The 24,293-nt window shown below is 65.5% G+C and carries 27 protein-coding genes and 1 pseudogene; all 28 read right to left on the minus strand.

What is annotated here, in order from left to right; genetic code table 11:
• Positions 1-164: 164 nt before the first annotated feature.
• The gene (locus J2X50_RS14050) at positions 165-614 is read right to left on the minus strand and encodes a CopG family transcriptional regulator (protein ID WP_429095866.1); all 450 of its coding nucleotides are present in this window, start codon (positions 612-614) and stop codon (positions 165-167) included.
• Positions 615-618: 4 nt separating this feature from the next.
• On the minus strand, positions 619-2,610 hold the full coding sequence (locus J2X50_RS14055) for a conjugal transfer protein TraG (RefSeq protein ID WP_429095868.1): 1,992 nt from the start codon (positions 2,608-2,610) through the stop codon (positions 619-621).
• Positions 2,611-2,636: 26 nt separating this feature from the next.
• Positions 2,637-4,376 (minus strand): relaxase/mobilization nuclease domain-containing protein, encoded by a 1,740-nt coding sequence (locus J2X50_RS14060; protein WP_429095870.1) that lies wholly within the window; start codon positions 4,374-4,376, stop codon positions 2,637-2,639.
• A 243-nt stretch (positions 4,377-4,619) separates the two neighbouring features.
• Positions 4,620-5,399, minus strand: a complete 780-nt coding sequence (locus tag J2X50_RS14065; protein WP_429095872.1) for a lytic transglycosylase domain-containing protein — start codon at positions 5,397-5,399, stop codon at positions 4,620-4,622.
• A gap of 3 nt (positions 5,400-5,402) precedes the next feature.
• Complete coding sequence (locus tag J2X50_RS14070) at positions 5,403-5,750, minus strand: DUF736 domain-containing protein (protein WP_429095909.1); 348 nt, start codon at positions 5,748-5,750, stop codon at positions 5,403-5,405.
• A 68-nt stretch (positions 5,751-5,818) separates the two neighbouring features.
• Positions 5,819-6,364, minus strand: a complete 546-nt coding sequence (locus tag J2X50_RS14075) for a S26 family signal peptidase (protein ID WP_429095873.1) — start codon at positions 6,362-6,364, stop codon at positions 5,819-5,821.
• Positions 6,361-6,882 carry a DUF2840 domain-containing protein gene (locus tag J2X50_RS14080; RefSeq protein WP_429095875.1) on the minus strand — a complete coding sequence of 174 codons (522 nt, stop codon included), beginning with the start codon at positions 6,880-6,882 and terminating at the stop codon, positions 6,361-6,363. Before J2X50_RS14080 ends, J2X50_RS14075 begins: the two co-directional genes overlap by 4 nt.
• On the minus strand, positions 6,879-7,130 hold the full coding sequence (locus J2X50_RS14085; protein WP_429095877.1) for a hypothetical protein: 252 nt from the start codon (positions 7,128-7,130) through the stop codon (positions 6,879-6,881). Before J2X50_RS14085 ends, J2X50_RS14080 begins: the two co-directional genes overlap by 4 nt.
• On the minus strand, positions 7,127-7,780 hold the full coding sequence (parA, locus tag J2X50_RS14090) for a ParA family partition ATPase (protein ID WP_429095879.1): 654 nt from the start codon (positions 7,778-7,780) through the stop codon (positions 7,127-7,129). Before parA ends, J2X50_RS14085 begins: the two co-directional genes overlap by 4 nt.
• The gene (locus J2X50_RS14095) at positions 7,777-8,937 is read right to left on the minus strand and encodes a replication initiator protein A (protein ID WP_429095881.1); all 1,161 of its coding nucleotides are present in this window, start codon (positions 8,935-8,937) and stop codon (positions 7,777-7,779) included. Before J2X50_RS14095 ends, parA begins: the two co-directional genes overlap by 4 nt.
• Positions 8,938-8,955: 18 nt before the next feature.
• Positions 8,956-9,237 (minus strand): helix-turn-helix transcriptional regulator, encoded by a 282-nt coding sequence (locus tag J2X50_RS14100; RefSeq protein WP_012110094.1) that lies wholly within the window; start codon positions 9,235-9,237, stop codon positions 8,956-8,958.
• Positions 9,238-9,373: 136 nt separating this feature from the next.
• On the minus strand, positions 9,374-9,901 hold the full coding sequence (locus J2X50_RS14105) for a DUF2285 domain-containing protein (protein ID WP_267223648.1): 528 nt from the start codon (positions 9,899-9,901) through the stop codon (positions 9,374-9,376).
• Positions 9,795-10,229 carry a transcriptional regulator domain-containing protein gene (locus J2X50_RS14110; RefSeq protein ID WP_429095882.1) on the minus strand — a complete coding sequence of 145 codons (435 nt, stop codon included), beginning with the start codon at positions 10,227-10,229 and terminating at the stop codon, positions 9,795-9,797. Before J2X50_RS14110 ends, J2X50_RS14105 begins: the two co-directional genes overlap by 107 nt.
• Before the next feature lie 36 nt (positions 10,230-10,265).
• Positions 10,266-10,526: a DNA -binding domain-containing protein gene (locus J2X50_RS14115; protein ID WP_169862713.1), complete on the minus strand. Its 261-nt coding sequence runs from the start codon at positions 10,524-10,526 to the stop codon at positions 10,266-10,268.
• Between the two features lie 96 nt (positions 10,527-10,622).
• Positions 10,623-10,889, minus strand: a complete 267-nt coding sequence (locus tag J2X50_RS14120) for a helix-turn-helix domain-containing protein (RefSeq protein ID WP_128779061.1) — start codon at positions 10,887-10,889, stop codon at positions 10,623-10,625.
• Between the two features lie 306 nt (positions 10,890-11,195).
• The gene (locus tag J2X50_RS14125) at positions 11,196-11,522 is read right to left on the minus strand and encodes a DUF736 domain-containing protein (RefSeq protein ID WP_429095885.1); all 327 of its coding nucleotides are present in this window, start codon (positions 11,520-11,522) and stop codon (positions 11,196-11,198) included.
• A 571-nt stretch (positions 11,523-12,093) separates the two neighbouring features.
• Complete coding sequence (locus J2X50_RS14130) at positions 12,094-12,534, minus strand: hypothetical protein (RefSeq protein ID WP_429095910.1); 441 nt, start codon at positions 12,532-12,534, stop codon at positions 12,094-12,096.
• Positions 12,535-12,667: 133 nt separating this feature from the next.
• Positions 12,668-12,835: a hypothetical protein gene (locus J2X50_RS14135; protein ID WP_429095886.1), complete on the minus strand. Its 168-nt coding sequence runs from the start codon at positions 12,833-12,835 to the stop codon at positions 12,668-12,670.
• A gap of 281 nt (positions 12,836-13,116) precedes the next feature.
• Positions 13,117-13,539 (minus strand): type II toxin-antitoxin system VapC family toxin, encoded by a 423-nt coding sequence (locus J2X50_RS14140; RefSeq protein ID WP_429095887.1) that lies wholly within the window; start codon positions 13,537-13,539, stop codon positions 13,117-13,119.
• Positions 13,536-13,790: a FitA-like ribbon-helix-helix domain-containing protein gene (locus J2X50_RS14145; protein ID WP_429095889.1), complete on the minus strand. Its 255-nt coding sequence runs from the start codon at positions 13,788-13,790 to the stop codon at positions 13,536-13,538. Before J2X50_RS14145 ends, J2X50_RS14140 begins: the two co-directional genes overlap by 4 nt.
• Positions 13,791-13,876: 86 nt before the next feature.
• On the minus strand, positions 13,877-14,803 hold the full coding sequence (locus tag J2X50_RS14150) for an SLOG family protein (protein WP_429095891.1): 927 nt from the start codon (positions 14,801-14,803) through the stop codon (positions 13,877-13,879).
• A 310-nt stretch (positions 14,804-15,113) separates the two neighbouring features.
• On the minus strand, positions 15,114-16,148 hold the full coding sequence (locus J2X50_RS14155) for a DUF7146 domain-containing protein (RefSeq protein WP_429095893.1): 1,035 nt from the start codon (positions 16,146-16,148) through the stop codon (positions 15,114-15,116).
• A complete protein-coding gene (locus J2X50_RS14160) occupies positions 16,148-20,467 on the minus strand; it encodes a strawberry notch-like NTP hydrolase domain-containing protein (RefSeq protein ID WP_429095895.1) in 4,320 nt (1,439 codons plus the stop codon). The genes J2X50_RS14155 and J2X50_RS14160 overlap by 1 nt, the downstream gene beginning before the upstream one ends.
• Before the next feature lie 157 nt (positions 20,468-20,624).
• A complete protein-coding gene (locus J2X50_RS14165; RefSeq protein WP_429095896.1) occupies positions 20,625-20,921 on the minus strand; it encodes a hypothetical protein in 297 nt (98 codons plus the stop codon).
• A complete protein-coding gene (locus J2X50_RS14170) occupies positions 20,918-21,184 on the minus strand; it encodes a DUF6117 family protein (RefSeq protein ID WP_429095898.1) in 267 nt (88 codons plus the stop codon). Before J2X50_RS14170 ends, J2X50_RS14165 begins: the two co-directional genes overlap by 4 nt.
• Entirely contained in the window at positions 21,181-21,597 is a 417-nt protein-coding gene (locus J2X50_RS14175) for a hypothetical protein (RefSeq protein WP_429095900.1), read from the minus strand. Before J2X50_RS14175 ends, J2X50_RS14170 begins: the two co-directional genes overlap by 4 nt.
• A 131-nt stretch (positions 21,598-21,728) precedes the next feature.
• Positions 21,729-23,831 (minus strand): ParB/RepB/Spo0J family partition protein, encoded by a 2,103-nt coding sequence (locus tag J2X50_RS14180; RefSeq protein ID WP_429095901.1) that lies wholly within the window; start codon positions 23,829-23,831, stop codon positions 21,729-21,731.
• Between the two features lie 102 nt (positions 23,832-23,933).
• Positions 23,934-24,203 (minus strand): annotated as a pseudogene (locus tag J2X50_RS14185) (zincin-like metallopeptidase domain-containing protein); the annotation flags it as partial.
• Positions 24,204-24,293: the final 90 nt, after the last annotated feature.

Here is a 24,293-nt window from a genome sequence, read left to right on the forward strand (position 1 = left end):
TGCCCCGCTTCCTGACGGGGCAAAACAGATGGTCCCCGGATCGGGGTGATTAAAAGAGCCGCGAATTGAGCCGATTCAACAAGTATCGGTCGTCGTAGTAGCGTCGCGTGCAAATACAGGAGAACGGCGGTCGGACGATGCTATTGATCCAGGCTCGCTGGAGCCTATGGATCGCTCTCTGTCGCGCTGGACGGCGACTCGCCGACATCTTCAACGATCTCTTGCCGAAGTTTCGGTCCCTGGGCCAAGCGCCGTCCAAGTGCGGCGATGAACGCCTCGTAGCGCTTTCCGACCATGGCGCGCGCTGCCTGGGCCGCGGGTTCCGGTAGCGCCGGCGTCGTGTTGAGCCAGAACCGGATGAATACGGCCATGGTTTCGACGGAGATCCCGATGTCGCGCTCCATGCGGTTGAGACGGCGATCGACCTGGTCGAGGCGTTTGGCGACCACGGCTTCGCGCCGCTCCGCATCGTCCGGCGACAGGAAGGACGCGATGGCGGCCTCGGCGATCAGGGAGAGCGGTTGTTCGCGTCGGCCTGCATAGTCCGATAGCGTCGCCATGATGTCGGGGTCGAGATAGACGGAAATCGGCACCTTCTTCTTGCGTCCGGTCATGGTGCTACAGCTCCATGCCGTCATTGGGATCGAGCGAGACCTGACGGGCAACGCCGCGCATGACGCGGGTCAGTCGCTGATTGCGCGCGGCGGCGTCCTCTGTGTCGTCAGGCGAATCGATCTCAAACTCATTGTCGATCGGCGCCTTCTTTTCGATGGGGTTCACCCGGTTGAGTTCGGGCTGATGCCGACGCTCGGACTCGGTGGAATCCTCATCCTCGTCGCCGCTCGTCGTCGGCGCGGCGTTTTCGGCCGTGTCCGGGCGCGCGGGGATCGGCAACTTGCTCCAATCGTCCGGCCGACCCGCGTCAGGCCGCGCCAGCCCCGGCGGCGACAGGATGCGTGCCTTGAAGCGGGCATCTTCATAGTAGCGCGCCTTTTTCGCCCGGATCGGCGGCGTGCCGGCGACCATGACGATCTCGTCGGTCGGCGGAAGCTGCATGATCTCGCCTGGCGTCAGGAGTTGGCGCGCGGTCTCCGAGCGCGACACCATCAAATGGCCCAGCCATGGCGAAAGCCGATGGCCGGCGTAATTCTTCATCGCCTTCATCTCGGTCGCAGTTCCGAGCGCGTCGCTGACCCGCTTCGCGGTCCTTTCGTCGTTCGTCGCAAAGGAAACGCGCACATGGCAGTTGTCGAGGATCGAGTTGTTCGGGCCGTAAGCCTTCTCGATCTGGTTCAGCGATTGGGCGATCAGAAAGCTCTTGAGGCCGTAGCCCGCCATGAAGGCCAGCGCGGACTCGAAGAAATCGAGGCGGCCGAGCGCGGGAAACTCGTCGAGCATCAGCAGCAGGCGATGCCGCCCGGTCTTCGCTTGCAGATCCTCGGTGAGGCGGCGGCCGACCTGATTGAGGATCAGGCGTATCAACGGCTTGGTGCGGTTGATGTCGGACGGCGGCACGACAAGGTAGAGCGTGGTCGGGAGCTTGCCGCCCACCATGTCGCTGATCCGCCAGTCGCAGCGCCGTGTCACCTCGGCGACGACAGGATCGCGGTAGAGGCCGAGAAACGACATGGCGGTGGAGAGCACGCCCGAGCGTTCGTTGTCCGATTTGTTGAGCAGCTCGCGCGCGGCGCTGGCGATGACGGGGTGCGGCCCGGCGTCGCCGAGGTGGCTAGTCTTCATCATCGCGGCAAGCGTCGACTCGATCGGGCGCTTTGGATCGGACAGGAAAGCGGCGACGCCGGCCAATGTCTTGTCGTCCTCGGCGTAGAGGACATGCAGGATGGCGCCGACCAGCAGGGCATGACTGGTCTTCTCCCAATGGTTCCGCTTTTCGAGCGAGCCTTCGGGATCGACCAGGATGTCAGCGATGTTCTGAACGTCGCGAACTTCCCATTCGCCGCGGCGCACCTCGAGCAGCGGATTGTAGGCCGACGATTTGGGATTGGTCGGATCGAACAGCAGAACGCGGCCATGCCGGGCGCGAAAACCGGCGGTGAGCTGCCAGTTTTCCCCTTTGATGTCGTGGACGATGGCCGAGCCAGGCCAGGTCAACAGGGACGGCACGACCAGGCCGACGCCCTTGCCCGATCGGGTCGGGGCGAAGCAAAGCACATGCTCGGGGCCGTCATGACGGAGATAGTCGCGATCATAGCGGCCGAGCACGACACCGTCGGGACTGAGCAGGCCCGCGGCTTTCACCTCGTCCTTTCCCGCCCAGCGGGCGGAGCCGTAGGTCGCCGCGCTTTTTGCTTCGCGGGCGCGCCAGACCGACATGCCGATGGCGACGGCTATGGCGATGAAGCCGCCCGACGCCGAGATCATCCCGCCCTTGGCGAAGATCTCCGGCGCGTAGGCGTCGTAGAAATACCACCACCAGAAGAACGCCGGCGGATAGTAGATTGGCAAGCCGAACAGGGAAAACCAGGGCGCGCCGAGTTGCGCCTGAAAGCCGAGGCTCCATGCGACATATTGCGTCGCCGCCCAGGTGGTGAGCAGTACGATGAGGAAGACGACGGCGATCTGGCCCCACAGGATTTTGGTCGCGGACATTGCTGCGGTCCTTTCTTCTTAGGTGATTAGAGGCCGAGCCCCCGCTTGCGGCCGAAGCTCCAGTCGACACCGCCGTCGCCGCGGGCGACCCCGGAGACGTGCTTGCCGAGCTGGTTTTCGAGGGACGGCGACCAGGGCACGAGCTGGAAGCCGAGGCCGTCATCGATCATCGCGAAGCGGCCGGATGCGAGCGTCATGCGCTGGCGATAGGTGCCGACGACATATTCGCCATTGCCGGCCGCTTTGAACGGCTGGCCTGTCTCCTTCGCCAGCCAGTCGGCAACAGCGCCCACCTCGCGGCGGCGAAGCGTCTCGATCAGGTTGCGGCTGAAGATGACGCGGCGGCCTTGCTGCTCGGCGAGACCTTCGTGAACCAGATGCTCTGCCCGTTGCCGCATCGCGTGCCGCACCTCGGCGCCGAAGCCGCCCTCTGACATGGCGACGGGATCACGGGCAATGGACTGCCGGTCGAGCCAGGTCGCGCCCGAGGCGTTCACCTGATGCTGAAGGTCGAGATCGGAGCGGACGGCCAGTGCGACGCGGCGTTCGCCGCGAGCATCTTCGAAGGCGCGCAGCTCGACGATCGACCCCGGCGCGCTGTCCCCCGCCGCATCGAGATGCGGCAGGCGGATGTGGTGGGTCCGACCATCGACGCCGTCGACCACGGCGTAGGCCGTTCCCTTCAGCTCGTCATCGAGTCCGCGCTCGACCAGACGACCGATGACCGGAACATCGAGGCTTTCCCCAGCCAGGACGTAGTTGCCCGAGCCGCGGTCGATACCGCGTTCGGTGAGCGCGCGGTGCATGCGCTTGATGATGTCGCCGCGTTCGCCGAGCTGGCGCAGCGTCACCTCAGCCTGATCGTCGATCATCCACTGCCCAGGTCCGACTTCACTGGCGAGGCCGAGGGCTGCGAGTTTGCGCAGGCGGCCCACCTTCTCGACGGCGTAGGCGTCGGGCTGGCGGCCGGCCTCCGGCGCGACATCGATGACGCCGGTCTTTGCAGCGTCGCGGACAAGCTGCCGATCGAGCTGCGTCCAGCGCTCCGCCTCGATCTGGCGTTCGAGCGTGCGGCGAATATCGAGATCGGTGCGCGGGCCAAGCTCCTGTGTGATAAGGTCACGCGCGCGGTCACGCATGCCCTCCTTGATGTAGTCGCGCGAGATCACGAGGTCCTGGCCATCGTCGCGGACGCCGCGCACGATCAGATGGACGTGAGGATGCTCGGTGTTCCAGTGGTCGACCGCGACCCAATCGAGCCGCGTGTCCAAGTCCTTTTCCATCTGGCCGACAAGATCGCGGATGAAGGACTTGAGGTCCGACATCTCCACGGCGTCGTCCGGTGAGACGATAAAGCGGAAATGATGGCGATCGTCCTCGCATCGGCCGGCGAAGGCGCGGCCATCAGCTTCCTCCGTTCCCGGCCCGAAGAGCCGGGCCTTCTCTCCATCACGGGTCACGCCATCGCGGCGGAGATAATCGAGATGCGTGCCCAGCGGCGCGGTGCGGCCGGAGTGCCGCACGACGCGGGCCTTGATGACTGCGCCGCGCGTGCGCGCGGTGATGAAGCGGTTCGCCTGGATGCTGGCGCGCTGGCCGCGGCCGAAGCGCGAGCGATTGGCAGCAACGACGCGCCCGGAGCGCGAGACGCCGCCGCCCGCCTTCTTCGCCGCGGCCAGCGCCTGTGCGATGAAGGGCCGAGCTGACTGCGCGCGGGTTGATCGGATGCGCCCAGGCCGAACACGAAACTCGTGGTCATCGGCCATGACGCAAGCCCGCAATGTGCGAAAAATTGCGCTGATACAGGCTATTGGGCGTCAGGCGCACATTGCCCATGAGCACGGCAATGTGCGGAACACGCCAAAATACCTTGAAAAAACAACCGCCCGACCGCCGCGCAATGTGCGGCCTTTTATCCTGCCATCGTTCGGTTGTGGCGCCTGCCTCTCGCCCTCGCGCCCTCCATGCCACGCGGGGATACGATAGACTGCGACGGATGTTTCCGCAGCTCATCGGGGCGCATCCCCGTCAGAGCGAGCGACGACGATAGGCGCGTTCGAGTCTTCGGCGGTATCGTTCGACCGCGCCGCGACGGAGGAGTGGCTGTCGTCCGAACGCGCGCTTTGCGATGACGATGTTGCCGAACGAGCGTCGGCGGAACGCACGACGAAGAGCGGCGCTTCCCGCCAATCCGGCGGCGGTGGCGGCGCAACGGATGGTGCGCCGGATGGCGATGTTGCGCCGAGCTGCGGAGCCAGCAGCGCGATGTAGGCCCGCGTTTCGGCGGGTAGGGCGCGGCCGGTCTGGATGTATTCGTCGTAGCGGCCAGGCCCCGCATTGTAGGCCCCCAGCATTGCCGGGATCGTGCCATAGCGGTCGAACATTTCGCGCAGGTAGGCCGCGCCTGCGAGGATGTTGTCGCGCGGGTCGTAGGGGTCTCGCCCGAGCCCATAGCGAATGCGAAGCGCGGCCCAGGTATCGGGCATGACCTGCATCAACCCCAGCGCGCCGGCCGACGATACCGCGCGCACATCGCCGGCGCTTTCGGCGCGTTTGACGGCGACGATCCAGTGTTCGGGAATGCCGAACCGCTGCGAGGCTTCGGTGACGAAGGCGGCGTGCGGATCGCCAGCGACCGTGCGCGCAGCCGACGCGGACTGGGCAAGAGCGGCGTCCGTTGCGCCTGCTGCGAGGGCCAGGCCGGAAAGGAGAAGGCAAGCCATGCGCCGGGCGACATGATGCCGCCCGCGCGCATCCCGATGGCTCGTCGTTGGACGGCGACCGGACATCGGTCAGTCTTTCCCGGCGCGATCGCGCGGGCGCGACCAGTGCAGCGACCAGGCGTTCCCGGCGTCATCGTCGCGGAACAGATTGGCGCGGATCGGCTGCGGCAGCGCAGGGTCGTCGATCAGTACGGCAACATATTCGCCCGCGCGCTCGCCGGTGCGTTTCCAGCCCGCGCCGATTTCCGGCCCGGCTTCGGCTTTGCCATCGTCGCTGGCGTGAACACGGTAATCCGGCGCGTTCTCGGCCTCGGAGAGCTCTGCCGGCACGATGACAACATCGCGGAAGAGCGTGAAGGTCTCCAGCTTGCCGGCAAAGCCAGTCTCCTGGCGCGTGAATTGACCAATCTGAGGCATGACTGCTTCCTTTGCGGCGGCGTTGGGAAAGCCGTTGGCGGGCACCGCTCCCGCCGACGGCGAGGTGCTCATCGCGTCGGCTCGCGCCATTCGAAGCGGCCCGTTCCGTCCTCGTCTGTCCACAAGGGGACGGCGCGGCCGATGATCTGATCGGTGGACGTCAGGCCGAAGTAGCGACCGTCCAGGCTGTCGCGGACCTGCCAATTCATCAGGAAGACTTCGCCGGTCGGGATACGGCGGCAGCCCTGCCAGATCGGCAGGTCGCGCCCGGCGCGATCACGCGGCAGCGCATCTCCCATTTCGACGCCATCGATCGTGATGGAGGCGTTCGAGCGGCAAACGGTCTGCCCGGAGACGCCGAGAATGCGCTTCAGCAGCGGAACGCCTTTGGGCAGATAGCCGCGTTCGGCCATGAAGGTCGCGAGCGGCTCGGGCGCGTCGACGGCAACGAGATCGGTGACGTCGAACGGGCCGTTGAAGTCGATCGTGTAGAAGCCGATGGGCGCACTGGCTGATGCGTTCCACAGGAGTTTGATCGGCAGCGGGGTGAGCGCCGGATAGCTGATGCCCGTGGTCGCGAAAGCCATGGCGAGGAAGAGACCGGCGCGCGTCACGGCTGTGCCCTCCGACGCAGGAGGTAGGCGCGATGCTGGTCGAGCGTATAGGTGCGCGGTTGATGTCCAGCCGCCATCCGGTTGTGGACGTGACGCCAGTGTTCCGGCGAAACGGTGTCCGCCTCGATGCCGATGGCTTCAATGGCATCGACGTGGCGCAGCACGTCTTCGACCTTCGGCCATCCGTCGATCCTGAGCAGGATTTCGCCGCCCGGCCGGACGAAAGGCAGCGTCTGGTAGGGCTCTCCGGGCTCGACCGCGCGCACGATGTCGATGCGCGAGATGATCGTGCCGAAATCGTTGGCCGCCCATCGCACGAAAGCGAATACGGTGTTCGGACGGAATGAGACGACACGCCGGCGGCGATCGAGGATCTGTTCATGCGCCTCGCGGCCGAACCTGATCCAGTATTCGATCTTCTTCTCGATCCACGTCATTTCGACATGGGTCATGGTGTCATGGGGGAGCGCTGACGGCAGCGGGCCGCCGCACATGCGGGGAGCCGCAGTGCCGGTCATATGGGGTCTCCTGGTGTCGAGGGGAATTCGCGCGCGAGCAGCTCGCGCAGCATGTTGGCGACGGTGACGCCGCGCCCGAAGGCGGCGATCTTGATCCGGCCGCGCAGTTCGGGCGTCACATCGATGGTGAGCCTGGCGGTGAACGCGGCGACGTCAGCGGTGCGTGGTGCGTTGTCCGCAGCCTTGATCCATCGTTCGGGATCGGCGGGGCGCGAAGCGAAGCCGCGACGGGTGGATCGCTCGTTCATGGTGCGCTCCCGCCCGGACGAAGACGGAGGAGTTCGTCGGCGAAGGCCGCGATCTCGCGCGCGGCCGATGTCGCATCGTCGAGTTCGGCGACCAGGCGGCCGGTCTGCGCGGCCGCAGCGAAAGCGATGCGTTGGCCGATGGTGGTGGCGAGTAACGGTGGATCGTGATCGGCCAGGGTCTCGGCCGTCTCGCGGGCCAGGGTGGTGCGCGCACCGCAGCGATTGAGCACGAAGCGGGCGACCAGTTCCGGGCGATAGACGCGGGCTTCGCGGAGCAGCGCCAGCATCTCGGCCGATGCCCAGCCGTCCAGCGGCGACGGTTGCACCGGGATCAGCACGAGGTCGGCGGCGAGCAGCGCCGAGCGCATGAGGGCGGCGACACGCGGCGGGCCGTCGATGACGACGTGGTCGACATCGCGGGCCAGCTCCGGCGCTTCACGGTGGAGCGTGTCGCGCGCCAGGCCGACGACGCCGAACAGGCGGGGTTGGCCCTCACGGATACGCTGCTCAGACCAGTCGAGGGCCGAGCCCTGTGGGTCCGCGTCGATCAGGGTGACGCGCTGACCGCGTCCGGCGAGTTCGCCTGCGAGGTTGAGCGACAGCGTCGTCTTGCCGACACCGCCTTTCTGGTTGAGGAACGCGACGATCATCGCGCACCTCCAGGCCGATCGAGGAGCGGAAGCTGATCGGGGGAAGCCGGTTCGCTCTCTTTCCGGCCCGTCTGATCTGCTGGAGCGCCCTTGCGCGGTGATTTGCCGGCGGCGCGGAGGGTCGCTGCGGCGGTGCGGATGAGGTTATCCACATCGCGCGCGCGCTCTTCAAAGTTAGATTCTTGGTTAGACTCTAAGTTAAGGGCGCGAATCCGCCCACGATTTCCAGATGTTAAGGCCGGCTTGGGTTCCTGATGGCACGAGCCTCGGGTTCCCGATGGCACGATAGGTCGGGTTCCCGATAGCACGAGGCCGTCTACAGGTTTTCCACAGGCGGCCAGTGGCTCGAAAGCCAGCAGCGTGCGCCCGCTGATTTCCACTTCGAGCGACAGGACGTAGCCGGGCAGTGGTTGGCGCCGCACGATGTCGCGCAGTTCGAAGGCGAAGCGCTTGAACGGCGACAGGCTGCCGGATTTGAGGTGGAGGTGGCGTAGGTCGAAACGCCAGCCGCCGCGCTGACGGCCGCCGTGTTTGCGCACGATGCGGTAGAGCCAGCGATCGAGGCCGCCGGTGAGATCGAAATAGGCCGGATCGATGGTGAGGATGAGCGCGTCATCGAGGACGGCCTTGTAGAACCAGTCGGGGACGATCAGCTCGATGCCATCCGGTCGTCCTTGGCGATCCGTGCGCTCCTGCCACTCGTTTATCCACGAGAAGCGGTGACGGCGGCCTTCGGCGGGCTGACGGATCGACGTCGAGATGGTGGTCGATTGCAGCCGGTCGAGCGCGGCCTTGAGCCGCTGATAATCGCGCATGGATGTGCCGCGACCGACATAGGTGAGGATCTCATAGGGTGTCGCCGCCATCAGACGCGACGTGCGCAGGCCCGCGTCCCGGGCCTCGACGATCTGGCTCGCAGCCCAGATCAGGATGTCGGCGTCCCAGATTGTAGCCATGCCATGATCGGGGACGGCTTCGACCCGGATGGAGACGCCGCCCGCCGAAAAGTCGATCGGCGCTATGCGGTGCGATTTCGAGAGGGAGAAGAAGGGATAGGCCATGAGATCCTGCGCATCTCGTGGCGCGAAGTCGCCGGGAAGCGCGCGAAACAGGTCGAGCTGCCCACGCTCCGAAGGGTCACGACGACGCACCACCATGAAAGGGACCGGCCACGATCAGCGTGCGTATCGGCCGGCGATCTGGCCGGTCGGTAGCGTCTGGCGCTTGGCGGGAAGCACGGAGCCGCGCGGATCGGACGTCGAGGTTACGGCGCCGCGCTCGGCCCAGGTTTCCAGATCGTCGACCGAATAGACGACGCGCCCGCCGAGTTTGTGATAGGCCGGACCCGTGCCGTAGGTGCGATGTTTTTCCAGGGTGCGCGCGGACAGGCTGAGAAACTCGGCGGCTTCCTTGGTCCGCAGGTAGCGTGGCGGGAGCGCGGCGGTATCGGGTCGCATTGGGCGGGCCTCCGTGGGGTTGCTGGGGGCCGCTGACGATCAGCGGCTGACAGCGACAACGGTGGCGGAGAACCTTCGGCGGGATGGATGGGGGACTTGGGATGGCTAAATTTCCCACCCCTGTCGTTGGCGCGGGCTAGGTGCGTCGACGATGCCGAAGCAGGTGCAGATAACCGCCATTGATGAGGGCCGACCCGGCTTCGGCGAATGCGATCACGGCATCACGCAGCGGCGAGGTCTTCCAGGGGTCTGTATCGATCCGCGCCGCGCCATAGATTGCGATGGCGATGTCGCGATAGGTCGCGCCGTTCATGCGACCGTCGGCAGCACGAAGTTTGAGGCGAAAACGGCGACGCTGCTCGGTGGTCATGCGCGTGTCGCGCAATGGCGGACGTTGGAGCCAGGCGCGTGAGAGGCGTGTCAGCGCATCAATGCGATCGAGGATGTCGTCATCGATGGGGATGACCGCCGCAAGCTGGTTGTGTGGGGATGTGCCGGGCAGGAAGAGAAGCTGGAGGTCATGCTCGGGAAGGCCGGCATAGGCTCCTTCGGGGCCATCATGTCCCGCAGCGAACCTGCCGGCGAGGCTGTTTGAGCTGGACGGCAGAAAGTTCGGCCGCGCTGTCAGAAAGAGGACGGCGGGATTGCTCTGCGGCGACCACACCACCTGTTGCTGTAGGGCAGAACGACCTGGTCTCGCGGGGAAATCGCAACCCCCAGCGCTGCTGCCTGTCATCAGGCAGCGGCTGCGTCTCGGCGCCGACCTCGACCAGACCGGCGTATTCGTCCTGATAAGGTCGGTATCTGCGAAGGCATTCCCACGCGAGACCTTCGATCGGCAGTGTATCGAGGAAATCGTAGCTGCGGTCGTCTCGCCAGTTCGATGTATCGGGCCTCATCGCATCAACTCTCCCGCGTGGTGCGCGTAAGTCGAGCGTGTGATTTTTCTCGGCGCGACGAGGCTCTTGGAAGCCCGGACGAGGGCATTGCATGATGTCGAAACGGCATCACGCAGGTTTGTTAACCTCTCAGCGGTGAGCGGGTCGCAGGAGGTGCCGATAGCCGGTGTGTGTCATCCAGCGGGCGCGTTCGAGATGGCTGTCATGAATGCGTCGGCAGCGTTCGGGTTCACGGTCGGGATCGAGGTCGAACAGCACCCGCACGGCCTCTTCCCAATGCGCGCCGTCTGCGGCTGCATCCAGCAAGCGCATGTAAAGTTTGGCGTGCGACCTGTCGTAATCGGTGAGATCTTGCCCCGACGGCGCGAGGTCCTGGAATGGTGCGGTCATGGTGCAGACTCGGCGAATATGCGGTGCCTGTCTATGATCCAAGTTTGATCCGAAATGGAGACAGTGCGAATGACGTGGAGTCTGGCTGCCCACAGGTCAGCGTAAGCCTGTAGATCGGTTCGGCTTGTTTCCGCGATCATCGACCAGCAGCACTCCTTGCCCTCGGTCGGTCGACAGGAAGACGATGCCGGCAGCTTCCAAGGCCCTGCGTGCCTGATCGCGCGTCGTCTCGTACACATCGAGCCCGCTTTCGGATTCGAGGCGCTTGAGCGCGGTCAGCGATATGCGGGCCTTGTCAGCGAGCGTCTCCTGCGTCCAACCCAGCAACGCGCGTGCGGCCCGTGATTGTCGGGCGGTGATCATGCATGATCACCTCCCATCGCGACCGGCGCGCGCTCCAGAACTACGGCTATTTTAGTCGCATTAGCCCGCTTCAGCCAGCTCAAAGACGTTGCCGGAGGGCCATGTTGCGCTGGCGCCGACTTGGTGATTCGGGCAATCGCGCCGTTGTCGTCAGTGAAACGAAGGTACTGCGGGCTGATTTCGGCAGTAAAGCCGGAGGGCGCGCCTTCGGTGTGATCCGACTATTTGGGGCACGCATCTGCGATTGGGGGCGATTTTAGCAGGAAGGCGGCCCCGACCTTTCGGCCGGGGCCTCGTGACGCCGCCTCAGTCTGCGCGGCGGCCGTTGGGGCGGGACCAGATCAGCGAGTAGCCTTCGCCGTCCTCGTCATCGAAGAGGTTGGCGTAGATCGGAGCGGTGAAGCTCGGATCGTCGAGCTTGAGGCCCAGATAGTCGCGGCCCTCGTTGGAGCGCTTGGACCAGGCGGCGCCGATCTCGGCGCGGCCGACCAGAACCCGGTGGCTGGGGGCGTTCTCGCCGCTGGCGCGCAGATCGGGGACGATGCGCACGCCCTTGGCCTGGACGCTGAGGGTGACGATTTCGCCGCCGAATTCGTTCGAGCCGGTCTTCTTGAAGGTGCCGATGGTCGCCATTGTAAGTCTCCGTTTTCCGTTTCGAGCCCGCACCATTGCGGCCTCGATGGCGATCGACCGGACGGAGGCGAGCGACGACACATCGCTTGCGACCGCAGCGCAGCGGAGGATGGCGCAGGCGCGACTTTGTTGTCCCGCGAGGAATGGCGGCGTAGCCGGCAGGGGAAGAAAGTCGGGGCCAGCCATTGTGGCTTAGGCGCTCGAGGCAAAGCCGTCCTTCGGCCAGATCAGGCCATTGAAGAGGCCGTTTTGGCGCGGGTGCTGGACGGATCGACGGCGGAGACGGCAGCGACCTTCGCATTGGCCCGGGAAGGCCGACCGGCGATCACAGGCGTAGACCTCCCTCGAACAGGCCTGCGCTGCGAATTTCGCCATTCCGCCAGCTCTGACGGAACGCCTCGACGCTGAGGGGTTGCCGGCCACGATGTCGTTGCCGCCCCGACGCGCTCCATCGTTCCGTGACAGGTGGGTGCAGCCGATGCTTCGCAATGCCGCTTCCCCATCGGGCAACCGGATGGCGTGGAGGCAAGGCTATGTGCCGCTTGATCCCGCCGCGATGGGTGCTGCGGGTTTAGGCGTGCGACACATGCCCGGCCGATGGGCCGGATGCCGCCATTCCAGTGATGCGCGCGAAGGCGACGATGCCGACCGCGATCGCTCCGATGACCGAGAACACGGTCTGCCATGTCTCCGATGGCATGGTGTGTTTCACGATGCCATGGGTGGCATGGAATCCGGCGACGATAGCCGGGGCGACGAAGGCTGCGGCGATGAGCAGGCGTGCCCAGGTCGGACGAACGGTCGCGAGGAGGAATTGGCCGATGCCGAAAGTCAGGCCGGCGGCGACGAAGCCGACAAGGATCGCGCCGAGCCATCCGGCGCCAGTGCCATAGGCCCATGTCCCTGCGGTCACGCCCGCGAAGAACGGAAGCGCGAATACCGCAAGCGTGAACAGCAGGCAGCAAAGGAAGCCGATGGCGGCTATGCAGAGGAGAATGCCGATGAAGATCATGGTGGTGTCTTCCTGAAATGTCAGACGGACGCGCCTCCACCACCACCACGGCGCACATGCGAGATTAGCAGAATTCGAGCCGCGGGGGGAGCAGAAGCGTGAAGCGTCCGCCGACTGCGCGACCCGGTTCGCCTCATGAGGCGAAGGGGTCGATTTCGCCGACGATGGCGTTTTCATCGCCATCGTATTCCGACGCCGGGGTGACGGAGAGCGTGCCGTCTCCGGCGCGATAGATGACGATGGTCGCCATCAGCGTGGTAGCGAGGCTGAAGGCGAAGGCGTGAGCGGTTTGGAAGGACATCGACCTGGCTCCTGTTTGAGCGGAGGTCCATCCCCCGCTGACAGGCGCCCGAAGAGTTCGGCCGGTGGCCGCAATCACCGTGCAGGCGAAGCCGGAGCGGCGGCACGCTATGCGTAGTCCGACCCTTTAAGGGTTGATGGCGGCAGGCCATCGGCTGAACCCAAGGATCAGCGTCTTGAAGCGGGGGTGATCATCCGATCAGGAGGCCGGGTTGTCTGCTTGCCGCGAGGACTGTTGCTGCCAGCTCGGCTGACCTCACCTGCGCTGCCGCTCGCCGGATGTCAGCGCCGGGCCTTCCAGGGATCGATGACCGCGACATTCGCAGCCTCGAATGCGCTGCTGTCGCGGGTGGCGACGGCAAACCCCTTGGCGGCTGCGATCGCCGCGATGTAGCCGTCGGGAGTAGGGAAGCCTTTCCCGGCCGTTCGGGCTTTGATGGCGAGATCCGCATAGCGGCGCGCAGCATCGACATCGAACGGGAGGACGCGGTCTGCGAACAGTTCCATCACCCCATCCAGGGCTTCGGTGAGACGCTCCTTGCGCTTGCCGCCGGGGAGCGCGCCGATGCCGAACATCAGCTCGGCGATGGTGACGCTGGAGAGAAAGAGGGTTTCCGCCGCCTGCTCGTCGAGCCATGCGCGCACGGCCTCGTCGGGAGCGGGCTTCATCGCCTCCGATACGACATTGGTGTCGAGGAGGATCATTCGAAGCTCATCGGCTTGGCGGGCGCCTTGTCACGAGCCTGGTCGAGGGCCTCGACATCCTCATTGGTCAAGCCGAGGCGACGGCTGCGTTCCGCGAGCGCCGTGCCGAGCCGGAGGCGCGTATCGGGGCGAACAGCCGCTTCGAGGATGTCGCGCATCTCGGCCTCGGCACTGCGGCCGTGCTGCGCGGCGCGCACCTTGAGGGCGCGGTGCGTCGCGTCGGACAGGTTCCGGATCGTGACGGCTGGCATGATAGCGCCTCCTGCGAAATTGATAGCGATGATAGCATAATATAGAAATTGCTATCGTTTTTCAAGGTGAAGGATACCGGCGGCGCCTACGCGCCGCCCGAGCCGAAGCGATAGACCGGGATGCCCATCTTGCGGGCCTTGTCGGCCAGGTTGTCCTGAATGCCTGTGCCGGGGAAGATCACGACCCCGATCGGAACGATACTGAGCATCTGGTCATTGCGTTTGAACGGTGCGGCCTTGGCGTGCTTGGTCCAGTCGGGCTTGAAGGCGACCTGCGGCACCTTGCGGCTATCGGCCCAGCGAGAGGCGATCTTTTCGGCGCCTTTCGGCGAGCCGCCGTGCAGCAGCACCATGTCGGGGTGCTTGGCGCGGATCTGATCGAGCTTGGCCCAGATCTGCTTGTGGTCGGCGGTGTCGCCGCCCGAGAAGGCGATCTTCGGCCCGGTGGGAACGAGCACCTCGGTTTCCACGCGCCTCCTGGCGGCGAGGAAGTCCCGGCTATCGATCAGCGACGCGGTGAGGTTGCGATGGTTGACCCGTGATCCGGTGCGTTGCGACCAGGGTGAGCCGGTAGCGACGAGGTAGCGCCCAGCGGCGGCCTCGCGGAAGGTTTCCATGCCGTCGCGGCGGTCGATCAGGTTCATGCCAATGTCGATCAGGCGCTCGAGCTGGAGGGACTTCACCTCGGAGCCATCCTGTTCGCGCTGAAGCTGCTTTTGCGCCTGCTCGTTGTCGTCGAGCTTCTGTTCGATACGGTCCACGGCGCGGTGGAACATATTGACGGTCGACCAGAGCAGATCGGGGAGATCGAAGTCGAGGCTGGTGTCGGTGATCGTGGCGACCAGGGCGTCGAAGATGTCGGCGACGGCGCCTTCGATGATGCGGTCTTCCGGTGGCGGGCGTTGGTCCAACTCGTCCTCTGAGGGACGGTAGCCGTGGAGCTGCAAGTCCTGGATCAGATGGTCGGTCGGGGATGACTCGTGGTGCGGTTCGTAGTCGTCGTGCTCGCTCATGGGGTGCTCCGTCGGCAAGGACCGCGACCGTCGCGGCCTTCATGGCGACGAAGCCGTCAGGCGGGACGGACCTGCACCCTTAGCGTGAGCCGAAGGGCCGAAGCGTCAGCGGAGGATGGCGAAGGCCGAGGATTTTGTTTCGCGATGGAAAGACCCGAAGGGTCGCCGGAAAATCGTCGGCCGCAGCCATTGCCGATCCGGCTCGGCTGATGGCCGATCGCCCTCTCGAAGGTCGAGGCGCGTTCCTCTTGCCGTCACTGGCGCATTGTTGCGGGCATGGCGGCTGCGCGCCACTGTCAGCCCCTGCCGGCTAAGCGGCCAGGTCCATGAAGCGTGCGACGTCCTCCGGAGCGAGTTGCACTCGAACGCCTGCCCGAAGCGCATCGATACCGAGCCGCCGCAGATCCTCGTTGAAGTCCCCGAATGCTGGCGACAATGGGATGGCCTCGATTCCCTCGGCGTTCGCCCGTTCGATCAGCATGTCCCGCGCGCCGTCACCGGCCGGATCGTCGTCTCGGACGATATAGAGTCGTCGAAGCGTTGGCGGGAACAGGATGGCGGCCAGATGTGCCGCCGAAAGCGCCGGCGCCATCGCCATATCGGGCAGGACCTGCCGGAGCGACAGCATGGTCTCGATACCTTCGCCTGCCGCCATCACGCTTCCGGGCACGCCGATGCGGACGGCATTGCCGAGGAGATCGCCCATCGCCTTGCGCGGTGTGTCGATGGGGGCTTTGTCGGCGCCGTCAGGCGCGAGCCAGGTGCGGTGCGCGCCGGTGATCTTGCCAGCGAGGTCGGTGACGGCGGCGATCATGGCGGGCCAGGTCTCGGTCGGGCCATCGTCGGGCTTGTAGTAGCAGCGGGGGTGGAAGCGCAGGTTTCCGGTTCCGTGCAAAAGCGCAATGCCGCGTCTGCGCAAATAGGTCTGCACAATCGTCCCGGTGATCGGTTGCGTCATGGCGATGAGACGGCGTGCCGCCTCGGCTGATCCCGATGGCGCTGGCGCCAGTCCGCGGCGTGATGCCGGCTTCGGTTCGGGGGGCGGCAGGCTGAGGAAAGTGCGTGCCTCTTGAGCAACGTCTGCGAAGTCGATGAGGCCGAGCGATTCCCGGATGATGTCGAGAAGGTCGCCATGTTCGCCGGTGGCGGCGTCGGTCCATTTGCCCGCTGGTCCCTTCGGGGTGTCGCGCAGGCGCACGAACATGGAGCGGCCTGCGACATTGCGAGCATCGCCAACCTGCCAGTAATTGCCCTGCCGGTGGCCGTTGGAGAGATAGTGGCGGCAGACCGCCTCGGCCTGTCGGCCGAGACTGTGTGCCAGTTCAGAAGCGTCCTTCCGAGCCATCACGCTGCCTCACGCTCGCTGATCCGCTCGACCGGATAGGTGGCGAGCAGCTTGCCGATGATAGCGGGACCAGAGGCATCGACCGGAACGAAGAAGCGCAGCTTCCACGAGATGATCTCGCTGAAGAGGCCATAGGCGCGCAGGCGATCCCGCATGGTGTCGGTGAAGCCTGACAGTTCGATCCGGTTCGCGCCCATGACGCGCGCGCGGCGAAGCTGGAGCCCGCTGGCCAGGTCGAGGCTGGTGCGACCATCCACCAGAGCGGCGTAGGCATCATCGCTGCTGAGATTGGCCGTTCCCGTCGAGGCGGCATTCATGGCCCAGGCGGGCGAAACCCGTCTTCCGATGATGCGTTCGCCATCATCGGTCTGAAGCCGATAGACGCGCGTCGACTCGTTCGGCAGGCGCTTCCACACGGGCAGGAGCAGGCCGCTAACCATGTGGATCGTGCCATCGGTGAAGGGGGGCAGCTCGTCGACCTCGCGCTGCCAGACGGCGGCGAAGGTTTCGCGGTCGGCCTCCTGCCAATAACTGTCTTCCATCGTGGCGAGGGTTGCGTGGTGCTGTTCCATCGGCCGGATCAAGCGGACACGGCGCTCGATCTCGCCGTCGTCGAGCATGATGGACGGCGCCGGCACCTGGACAGCAGCGCGCCCCGAACGCGCGTTGATGAGCAGCCGGGCATGCGGATCGTCTAGCCAACCAAGCGCGGTATCGAGCGAGGTTGGCTGGTTTTGGCGCCGCTCGGCAATGGTGAGCAGCCGCGTCTGCGCGCCTGTTGCCGGATGGGTGTAGATGGTCGTGCGCTCAGTGACGGCGAAGCTCTCCGCCGTCAGCGTTTCCAGCCCGACATCATAGACGCCGCTGGCGATGGCCCCCGCGACCTTGGCGTCGAGCAATTGCTCGAAGGCAGTGAAGAGGATGCCCTGAAGCTCGATGGTCAGCGCCAGCAGGCGGTTGAGGAACGTGGTGATCGGCGGCAATTCGTCCTTGATGCCGTTGTCGTCGGTCAATTTCAGGCCGGTCGCGGACTCGAAGCGCCCAAGCGAGCAGCCCTCGACCTTGCCGCGCACGATCAGCAGATAGAGCTGACGCAGCGCATCGCGGGCGTAGCTCGATTCCAGATTGTCCTCGGGCCGGAACAGACCCTGGCCGCCGGTCTGGCGCTGCCCCCGCGTGATCGCGCCGAGCGTATCGAGCCGGCGCGCGATCGTGGACAGAAAGCGCTTCTCGGCTTTGACGTTCGTGGCGATCGGACGGAACAGCGGTGGCTGCGCCTGATTGGTGCGGTTGGTGCGGCCCAGGCCTTGGATGGCGGCGTCGGCCTTCCATCCGGGTTCGAGCAGATAATGTACGCGCAGACGCTGGTTCTTGGCCGACAGTTCGGCGTGATAGCTGCGGCCGGTGCCGCCGGCGTCGCTGAACACGAGGATGCGCTTCAGGTCGTCCATGAACGCAGCCGTCTCGGCAAGGTTGGCGGACGGCGCGCGGTTTTCGACGACGAAGCGTTCGCCCTTGCGGACGATGCGCCGGGAGCGGCCAGTCACCTCGGAAACCATATCTGAGCCGAAGCGCTGCACGATCTGGTCGAGCGCCCCCGGAACGGGAGGCAAAGACGCAAGACGTTCGATCAGCTCGTCGCGGCGTGCGACAGCTTCGCGGCTCAGGACGGGTTGGCCGTCGCGATAGACCGGGCGCGAGGACAGATTGCCCTCGCCATCCGTGAACGGCTCGTAGAGCTGGACCGGAAAGGAATGGGCCAGATAGTCCAGAACATATTCGCGCGGCGTGATGTCGACGCGAATATCGTTCCATTCCTCGGTCGGGACTTCCGCCAGCCGGCGCTCCATCAGCGCTTCGCCGGTCGATACGATCTGGACGACAGCCGCGTGGCCATCATTCAGATCACGTTCGATGGACCGGATCAGCGTGGGCGTTTTCATCGACGTGAGCAGATGGCCGAAGAAACGCTGCTTGGCGGACTCGAAGGCCGAACGGGCGGCGGACTTGGCCTGCCGGTTCAGCGTGGCTCCCCCGCTATCTGGGCTGCCAGTGATGTTGGCGGCCTGCATCGCGGCGTCGAGATGATTGTGGATGACGGCGAAGGCGCTGGCATAGGCATCGTAGATGCCACGCTGCTCATCTGTCAACGCGTGCTCGATCAGCTCATATTCGACGCCATCATAGGAAAGCGATCGGGCGGTATAGAGGCCAAGTGCGCGCAGATCGCGAGCGAGCACTTCCATGGCAGCGACACCGCCGTCCTCAATCGCCTCGACAAATTCAGAGCGGGTGGCGAAGGGGAAATCCTCGCCGCCCCACAGGCCGAGCCGCTGGGCATAGGCGAGATTGTGGACGGTGGTTGCGCCTGTAGCCGAGACATAGACGACGCGCGCGTTAGCCAGGGCGTGTTGAAGCCGAAGGCCCGCGCGTCCCTGCTGCGAGGCGGCAACATCGCCGCGTTCTCCTTTGCCGCCTGCGGCATTGGCCATGGCGTGGCTCTCGTCGAATATGATCACTCCATCGAAATCGGAGCCCAACCATTCGACGATCTGCCGGACGCGGGAAACCTTCTCACCACGGTCGTCGGACCGTAGCGTGGCATAGGTTGCAAACAGGATGCCTTCCGACAGCGTGATCGGCCGTCCTTGCGGGAAGCGCGACAGCGGCGTGACCAGCAGACGCTCCATGCCGAGCGCGGACCAATCGCGCTGCGCGTCCTCGATCAGCTTGTCGGATTTGGAGATCCAGACCGCCTTGCGGCGACCGCGTAGCCAGTTGTCGAGGATGATGCCGGCAGATTGACGGCCTTTGCCGGCCCCGGTGCCGTCGCCGAGCATGAAGCCGCGCCGGTAACGCACGGCGTTTTCGGCATCGGGCTTGGCCGCCTGCACGAGATCGCAGGTCGCATCGACGATCCAGGAGCCGGCGAGGAAGTCCGAATGGGCTTCGCCGGCATAGATGACGGTTTCGAGCTGGGCGTCCGACAGGAGATCGGTGATGTTCGCGGGCAGCATCGGCCGATAGGCGGGCTTGGGCGGTGCAACGCTCGCCATGGCCGCCGACTGCACGAGCTTGGTGGGGTGCGCCTGAGAACTGGCAATACGGATCGACTGCAATCCGTATTCTTCATAGATCGCGTCCGTGAGGTGGGCGCCTTCCGGCGGTGTCCAGTCCATCGTGTCGTAGGCGAGTTCAACGCCCTGCGGGTCCATGGTGGAACGTGCGGCCGGACGCTCCGTGGCGGCGCGCGCGAGATAACCCCGCACGGCGCGGGGCTCCGAGCCCGACACGGGCGGCGCGATGTCGGGCAGAGCGAGTGGCAGCCGCGGTGGAATCTGCGCTTCGATCCATGCGAGCAGTGTAGCGACGTCGGGCGCAACGCCGGCGGACCCAGGGAACGTGGCCGTATCTTCGGCCGGCAGCTTGTCGATGACGGTGAGCCGCGTCTCGATGCTTGTGCCATGTTTGGCATAGACTGAGCCGTGGATCGCCGCGGTGAAGACGACGCGCCCACGCCCCTGAAGCCGGACGAAGGTGTCGCGCCAGGCCGGTTGCTCGGGACCGAAGTTCGCGCCGGTGATCGTCACCAGACGCCCGCCATCGGCAAGTCGCGCCAGGGCGGAGGCGATATGGCGCGCCGCGGCGTCGGCGACCCGGCCAGAGACGTTCGCCATCACCGAGAAGGGCGGATTCATCACGATGACGGAAGGGACGGCGCTCGCCGGGAGGTGGTCGTCGATCTGGGCGGCGTCGAACCGCGTAGCGGCAAGGGCCGGAAAGAGCTGGTCAAGCAGATCGGCGCGGGTTTTGGCCAATTCGTTGAGGAGCAGCGAGCCGCCGCTGATCTCGGCGAGGATGGCGAGAAGACCCGTGCCTGCTGACGGCTCCAGCACGATGTCTAGCGGTGTGATCGCGGCGGCCGCGATGGCGGCGAGGCCGAGTGGGACCGGTGTCGAGAATTGTTGAAGCGCCTGGGCCTCCTCGGAGCGACGAGTATGCGTCGGCAGGAGGCCGGTGATTTTCGACAGGGCGGAAAGCCGTGCAGCCGGAGTGCCGGCTTTACGGAAAAGCGCACGTCCGTATTTGCGCAGGAACAGGACGGTCGCGCATTCACAGGCTTCGTAGGCCGTCTTCCAGTCCCAGACGCCGCTCGTGTCGGAAGCCTGGAAGGCCGTTTCCATAGCGATGCGGAGACCGGCGTTGTCGATCCGCTGGCCGCGTTCGAGCAGGGCGAGAAGCTGATGGGCGGCGGCGATGATGGCGGATGCACGGAGGATGGGCGCAGCCGGAACGGCCACGGACGACATGATGTTCATGGATCGGAACCTCGGGAGAGCGGGAACGGGAAGCCCGACCGGCGCTCTCTCTCACCGCCCGGACTCAAACCCGTCCCGGCGGCCCTCTCACTCTCGAGCATTTCGCTGCCGACATGAAAAAAGCGCCTCGGCCGAGCGGCAGAGGCGCTTTGAGGTGTCAGCCCCAGTGTCCGTCGGCGATCTCGCTGGCGATGAGCCGGCGAGCCTTGCGGATCAGGTCATCGCCGCTGGTGTCGATGTGCCCGAAGAACCGGGCGCGCGCGCCGTTCGCGGTCCAATCGGCATAGGCGCAATATTCGCGAGCCTCAGCCCGAAACGCCCGCATGTCGCTGGCCCAATGGGGCTTGGGCTCTATGATGACGGTGATGCCGCATCTGGTCTCCAGCCAGGGAAGCGAGCGCTCTGCGGGCGGTCGCTCACGATCGGCGGCGAAGATGGCGTCGATGTCCATCATGGCGCTTCTCCCGGCGTGCCCGGATGCATGAAGCCGCCAGGATCGCCGGGGTCGGGCGGCAGGTAGGCGTCATAAGGATTGCCGTCGGCGAGGTGGCCGAAGGGCGTGAAGACGAAATCGCCATCGTCTCGCCCCACCGCGCAGATGACGTAGCGCGGAGCGCCGGTCACGGCGTCGAGGCATTCCATGAGCGCAAGGTTGCCGTTACCGGCAGCGCGCAGCAGCGTCTGAAAATTGCTCTGAGCATGGGACGGAATGCTCATAGCGGGCCTCCCTCGTCGGAGAGGGTCTGGTCGAGCCAGCCATCGGTGTAGATCCAGTCCACGGTCTCTCCGGTGGCGAGATCGAGGACATGCGCACCGCCGCCGAAGCCGTCGAGCCGGGGCTTCGAGCAGGCGTTGGCATATTGGAAACCCCAGCGGCCGCTGAGGCGGAATTCTGCGGCGCAGCGCTTCACAAACTGGATAAGGCGCTCGGGATCGCCAGTGACGTCGTCGCGCATCCAGAGCTGCGTGCCGCCATGCTCGGGCTGGATCGACAGGAGGAAGCCCTCGGAAGGCGGTTCCTCCGATGCGCCAGCCTCGGAGAGGCGGTTGTAAAGGTCGAGCGCGCGGGCGGCGTTCTCGGGCGTGCCGACATCGAGCAGGCACGAGAAATGGGTGAAATAGTCGGCCATGACAGGCTCCTGAAACGAGAATGCCCGGCCCGCGCGGTACAGCCGCGCAGGCTGTCGAGCGTGGGACCGGGCGGTGTGGAAGATCGGGGTGAGATGCGCGGGGCGAACGACGCCGCCCCGCGCGATCCGCGCTATTCGGCGGCGACGGCGTGCTGGACTTCATCCTCATCGGTGTCTTCGTCCTCGCCGTCCTCGGTGAGGAAGTCCGGCAAGGCGGTGTCTTCGCCGGTATCGGCCTGATCGCCATCGATGGACGCCAGGCGCAGCGGTTCGGGCAGCCAGCCGCTGTCGGTCAGAAGGCGTTCGGCTTCCTTGGCCATGTCGCCCTTCTTCATGTGGTCGATGAGCTGCGCGGCCCGCTCGCCGGCGCCTTCGCGGACGGCCTCGAGAATGCGGGGCTTGGTCACGCGGCCGAGATAGTTGCCGACCGTGGGCTTCCAGCCTGCAGCCACCATGTTCATGCCCGTAGCCCGTGCGAGCCGGTCGGCCTGCGCCAGACGCACGTCGAGGCCATGCTGGCTGACGCCCGAGCCGGAATAGGGGTTCGGACGCTCTAACAGCGCATTGACGCCGTAGCTGACGCAAAGCGCCAGAAGCTCCATGCGCGTGCCGTCATCGAGATCGGTCAGCCAGGCCCAGAGCGCCTCATCGTCAGCGGGGATGTGATCCCCCCAGCGTTCGTGGCGATCGTTGACCGCCTGCGCCGATGGGCTGTCCTTCAATTCCTCGGACTGGGCCGAGAAGAAGATGTGGCGGACATTGGCCTCGAGGCAACCGGCCGGGTTGGTGTGGATGAAGGTGTCGCTCAGAAGCTTGTGCAGCAACATGGTCATGGCGACGTGCGGATGCTCGGCCAGCGCGTTGCGCAGCGCCAGAGTGCGATGGGCCGTCAGCTCGATCACGAGGCGCTCGGGCAACGGCTTGATGCCGTCTTCCTCATCGTCCTCGGGCTCGGCAGGCTTGCCGCCGATGGTGATGACCGCGCGTTGGACGGCCGGCGTATCGGGCTGGTCGCCCTCGGACGCCTCGCCGTCGGTCTCGGCCCGCGGCTCATCCTCGGCGCGGACATAACCGCGGTCGATCGACAGCGAGCCGTCGGCGTCGAGGCTGACGAACGCGCCGGCGATCACGATGTCCGCCCGATCGTAGCTGACCGGGCGGTTCTCGAAGGTGTCCAGGGCCTGCTCGATCTCGCCGAGACGTTGATCGATCGCGTCGGGCAGCTCGTCGGCCTCGGAATATTCCGCTTCGATCCGGTCATATTCCTCGCGCAGCGCTTCGCGGGTCGCACGCTCCTCGTTGGTCAGATCGACCGTGGTGCCGGAAAGCTCACGCAAGCCGTGGTCGTGGCCATAGGGGAAGCTCACCGCGACCTCGATCCACTTCCAGCCTTCTTCGGCGATCTGATCGGCGGTGGCTTTCAGCTTCTCCGCCACCATACGGTCGAGCAGGACGGGGTCTTGCAGCCAACCGCCGTCGTCGGACTGGAAGAGATCGCGCAGCACGATGCCGCCTGAGGCCTCGTAGGTATCGACACCGACGAAAATGGCCCGTTTGTCCGAGGCGCGTACCGCGGTCTCGGTCAGCATCCGCCGGATCTGATAGGGCTCCTTCTGCCAGCTATCCTTGATCGCGTCCCAGACCTGCTCCTGACGGGCATGGTCGGGGCTGACAGTGAAGGCCATGAGCTGTTCGAGCGTCATGCCGTCATCGGCATAGATTTCGAGCAGGGTCGGCGAGACGGAGGTGAGGCGCAGGCGCTGCTTCACCACGGTGACGTTGACGAAGAAGGCAGCGGCGATGGCCTCCTCGGTCATGCCCTTGTCGCGCATGGCCTGAAAGGCGCGGAACTGGTCGAGCGGATGGAGCGGTGCGCGTTCCATGTTCTCGACCAGCGATACTTCGTCGACGAGGATGTCGCTGTTGGCGTCGCCGATGACGCAGGGCACCGTCGCCGTCTTGGCCAAACGCTTCTGCTTCACGAGCAGTTCGAGTGCGCGATAGCGGCGACCGCCAGCAGGCACTTCGAACATTCCGATCTCCGCGCCATGGGCGTCGAGGACGGGACGGACATGGAGGCTCTGGATGAGGCCGCGCCGGGCGATGGACTCGGCCATTTCCTCGATCGAGACGCCGGCCTTGACGCGGCGGACGTTGGACTGGCTCAGCACCAGCTTGTTGAAGGGAATGTCGCGCGCCGACGACAGGGTGATCTTCTGGATGGCACTCGCCATGTTCGTTACTCCGCGACGGGCGGCCGGGAGACTCTCTCTCGACCTCCAACCCGTCACGAAGCGAAGCGCCGCCCTCTCACTCTAAGTACGCCAAGTCCGTAACTAACTGAAATAAAAGGAGAAACCAGATAATTCAAAACTACCGATCAGTCCTCCAGGGTGCAAGACCCTGGTGTCGTCCGGGCCGAGATCGGCGTCGGGCAGGAAGCCGAGCAGCCAATCGGCCGCCTTGCTCGCCTGGGAGGCGGCGCGGACGATGGCGCGATTGTCCTCGCGCAGCACCTCCAGCCAGGCGCCGATATAGTCGGCATGGCGGACGGTCGGTACGATGCCGAGAGACGCGCAGCAGAATGCCGCGTTGATCTCGGCGACTTATCTGAACAGTCAAGCTGTCTCAGCGGACTTTCATCAGCCGAAACCAGCCGATCTGGCGGCGTTGCGCGGTTTTAGAACGGGTGAGAC

This window comes from Aminobacter sp. BE322 (assembly GCF_050433525.1).
Lineage (GTDB): Bacteria > Pseudomonadota > Alphaproteobacteria > Rhizobiales > Rhizobiaceae > Aminobacter.

Coding starts and splice junctions, on each gene's coding strand:
- parA (WP_429095879.1), bottom strand. CDS start 7,780: ATGATCGTCGCGTTCCTCAACCAGAAAGGCGGTGTCGGCAAGACGACG.
- J2X50_RS14180 (WP_429095901.1), bottom strand. CDS start 23,831: ATGGCGAGTGCCATCCAGAAGATCACCCTGTCGTCGGCGCGCGACATT.
- J2X50_RS14065 (WP_429095872.1), bottom strand. CDS start 5,399: ATGTCCGGTCGCCGTCCAACGACGAGCCATCGGGATGCGCGCGGGCGG.
- J2X50_RS14145 (WP_429095889.1), bottom strand. CDS start 13,790: ATGCCAGCCGTCACGATCCGGAACCTGTCCGACGCGACGCACCGCGCC.
- J2X50_RS14055 (WP_429095868.1), bottom strand. CDS start 2,610: ATGTCCGCGACCAAAATCCTGTGGGGCCAGATCGCCGTCGTCTTCCTC.
- J2X50_RS14130 (WP_429095910.1), bottom strand. CDS start 12,534: ATGATCTTCATCGGCATTCTCCTCTGCATAGCCGCCATCGGCTTCCTT.
- J2X50_RS14150 (WP_429095891.1), bottom strand. CDS start 14,803: ATGAGCGAGCACGACGACTACGAACCGCACCACGAGTCATCCCCGACC.
- J2X50_RS14080 (WP_429095875.1), bottom strand. CDS start 6,882: ATGACCGGCACTGCGGCTCCCCGCATGTGCGGCGGCCCGCTGCCGTCA.
- J2X50_RS14120 (WP_128779061.1), bottom strand. CDS start 10,889: ATGATCACCGCCCGACAATCACGGGCCGCACGCGCGTTGCTGGGTTGG.
- J2X50_RS14165 (WP_429095896.1), bottom strand. CDS start 20,921: ATGATGGACATCGACGCCATCTTCGCCGCCGATCGTGAGCGACCGCCC.
- J2X50_RS14175 (WP_429095900.1), bottom strand. CDS start 21,597: ATGGCCGACTATTTCACCCATTTCTCGTGCCTGCTCGATGTCGGCACG.
- J2X50_RS14100 (WP_012110094.1), bottom strand. CDS start 9,237: ATGCGACCCGATACCGCCGCGCTCCCGCCACGCTACCTGCGGACCAAG.
- J2X50_RS14125 (WP_429095885.1), bottom strand. CDS start 11,522: ATGGCGACCATCGGCACCTTCAAGAAGACCGGCTCGAACGAATTCGGC.
- J2X50_RS14160 (WP_429095895.1), bottom strand. CDS start 20,467: ATGAACATCATGTCGTCCGTGGCCGTTCCGGCTGCGCCCATCCTCCGT.
- J2X50_RS14070 (WP_429095909.1), bottom strand. CDS start 5,750: ATGCCTCAGATTGGTCAATTCACGCGCCAGGAGACTGGCTTTGCCGGC.
- J2X50_RS14155 (WP_429095893.1), bottom strand. CDS start 16,148: ATGGCTCGGAAGGACGCTTCTGAACTGGCACACAGTCTCGGCCGACAG.
- J2X50_RS14085 (WP_429095877.1), bottom strand. CDS start 7,130: ATGAACGAGCGATCCACCCGTCGCGGCTTCGCTTCGCGCCCCGCCGAT.
- J2X50_RS14170 (WP_429095898.1), bottom strand. CDS start 21,184: ATGAGCATTCCGTCCCATGCTCAGAGCAATTTTCAGACGCTGCTGCGC.
- J2X50_RS14060 (WP_429095870.1), bottom strand. CDS start 4,376: ATGGCCGATGACCACGAGTTTCGTGTTCGGCCTGGGCGCATCCGATCA.
- J2X50_RS14050 (WP_429095866.1), bottom strand. CDS start 614: ATGACCGGACGCAAGAAGAAGGTGCCGATTTCCGTCTATCTCGACCCC.
- J2X50_RS14140 (WP_429095887.1), bottom strand. CDS start 13,539: ATGATCCTCCTCGACACCAATGTCGTATCGGAGGCGATGAAGCCCGCT.
- J2X50_RS14095 (WP_429095881.1), bottom strand. CDS start 8,937: ATGGTGGTGCGTCGTCGTGACCCTTCGGAGCGTGGGCAGCTCGACCTG.
- J2X50_RS14110 (WP_429095882.1), bottom strand. CDS start 10,229: ATGCAATGCCCTCGTCCGGGCTTCCAAGAGCCTCGTCGCGCCGAGAAA.
- J2X50_RS14115 (WP_169862713.1), bottom strand. CDS start 10,526: ATGACCGCACCATTCCAGGACCTCGCGCCGTCGGGGCAAGATCTCACC.
- J2X50_RS14135 (WP_429095886.1), bottom strand. CDS start 12,835: ATGTCCTTCCAAACCGCTCACGCCTTCGCCTTCAGCCTCGCTACCACG.